Source organism: Mycobacterium sp. E2497 (assembly GCF_001668695.1).
GTDB lineage: Bacteria > Actinomycetota > Actinomycetes > Mycobacteriales > Mycobacteriaceae > Mycobacterium.
On record NZ_LZKD01000183.1, the window covers coordinates 1 to 1,398 of the forward strand.

At 67.0% G+C, this 1,398-nt stretch carries 3 protein-coding genes; 2 read left to right on the forward strand and 1 reads right to left on the reverse strand.

Annotation, left to right across the window (positions count from 1 at the left end; translation table 11 throughout):
- Positions 1 to 194, forward strand: a 194-nt coding sequence (locus A5713_RS17055; RefSeq protein WP_156751919.1) for a phosphatase PAP2 family protein, incomplete at its 5' end; no start/stop codon positions are given.
- A 59-nt stretch (positions 195 to 253) separates the two neighbouring features.
- Positions 254 to 910, forward strand: coding sequence for a L,D-transpeptidase (locus A5713_RS17060; protein WP_067926860.1), 657 nt, complete (start codon positions 254 to 256; stop codon positions 908 to 910).
- Positions 911 to 914: 4 nt separating this feature from the next.
- Here the strand turns inward: A5713_RS17060 and A5713_RS17065 are convergent, their stop codons facing one another.
- Entirely contained in the window at positions 915 to 1,397 is a 483-nt protein-coding gene (locus A5713_RS17065; protein WP_068097418.1) for a nuclear transport factor 2 family protein, read from the reverse strand.
- Position 1,398: the final 1 nt, after the last annotated feature.

Genomic DNA, 1,398 nt, shown 5'->3' on the forward strand with positions numbered 1-1,398 from the left:
CGGCGGTCGCGGTGAGCGTGCTGGCCGCGGGGATCTCCCGGGTGGCGCTGAACGTGCACTACCCGTCCGACGTGCTGGCCGGCTGGTCGCTGGGCTACCTGTATTTCCTGTTGTGTTTCACGGTGATTCGGCCCGCGGGCGCGCCGGTCTCCCGAAATGCCTGCGACGCCGGTGATTTGATCACGGTCCGGTGACCTAACCGGGGCCGAACCTTTACTTGACCTGGCGCTGCGCGGGTTTGACGATTGAGGTCATGCGCCGACTGCTCGCCTCGCTGACCGCTTCGGCGTGCGCACTTTTCGCGTCGCTGGCCCTGGCGCCGCTCGCCGCGGCGGCCGGCGCCCCCTGGTTCGCCAACGCCGTGGGCAATGCGACGCAGGTGGTCTCGGTGATGAGCACCGGCGGGTCCAACGCGACGATGGACATCTATCAGCGCACGGCCGCCGGCTGGCAGGCGCTGCGGACCGGCGTTCCCACCCACGTCGGTTCGGCGGGCATGGCGCCGCAGGCCAAGAGCGGGGTGCCGGCCACCCCGATGGGGGTCTACACCCTGGATTCCGCGTTCGGCACCGCGCCCAATCCCGGTACGGCGCTGCCGTATACGCAGGTGGGGCCCAATCACTGGTGGAGCGGCGACGACCACAGCCCGACCTTCAACTCCATGCAGGTGTGCCAGAAGGCGCAGTGCCCGTTCAACACCGCCGAGAGCGAGAACCTGCAGATCCCGCAGTACAAGCACGCGGTCGTGATGGGCGTCAACAAGAACAAGACCCCCGGCGGCGGCGCGGCGTTCTTCTTCCACACCACCGACGGGAAGCCCACCGAGGGATGCGTCGCGGTCGACGACGCTCAGCTGGTGTCGATCATGAAATGGCTGCAGCCCGGCGCGGTGATCGCCATCACCAAGTAGCGGGTCAGCTGCCCTCGGTGGCCAGGGCCCGGCCGGGCTTGACCTGAAAGTTCATGCCTTCCAACGACATTGTGGCGTCGTAGGTCCTGTCGTAGCCGGTCTGGGCGATCTTCCAGCCGGCGTCGGTGCGCCGGTAGGTGTCGCGGTAGAACGCCGCACCGATCAGCATGAAGTTGAGGTCGGCGACGATCACCCGGTCCTGCAGATACCAACTGCCCGTTGCGGTGTCGCCGGTCACGGTGATGTCGGGATGGGTCACCCGGTGCTCGGTGATGACGTTCGCGGGCAGCGAGGTCCGCATGTACTCCACCAGGTCGTCGCGGTTGGTGAAGTGCAACTCGTTGCCGAGCGACGGCCCGTAGTCGGCCTTGATGTCCTCGGCGAGCGTGTCGGCGAAGTCGTCCCAGTGTTTGGTGTCCAGCGCGCGCAGGTACCGGTACTTGACCTGCTTGATGGCTTCGATGTCGGCGAGATCGTGAGGGGTCATC

Bases quoted from the DNA above. Each gene is read 5' to 3' on its own strand.
- A5713_RS17060 (WP_067926860.1), top strand. From the start codon at position 254: ATGCGCCGACTGCTCGCCTCGCTGACCGCTTCGGCGTGCGCACTTTTC.
- A5713_RS17065 (WP_068097418.1), bottom strand. From the start codon at position 1,397: ATGACCCCTCACGATCTCGCCGACATCGAAGCCATCAAGCAGGTCAAG.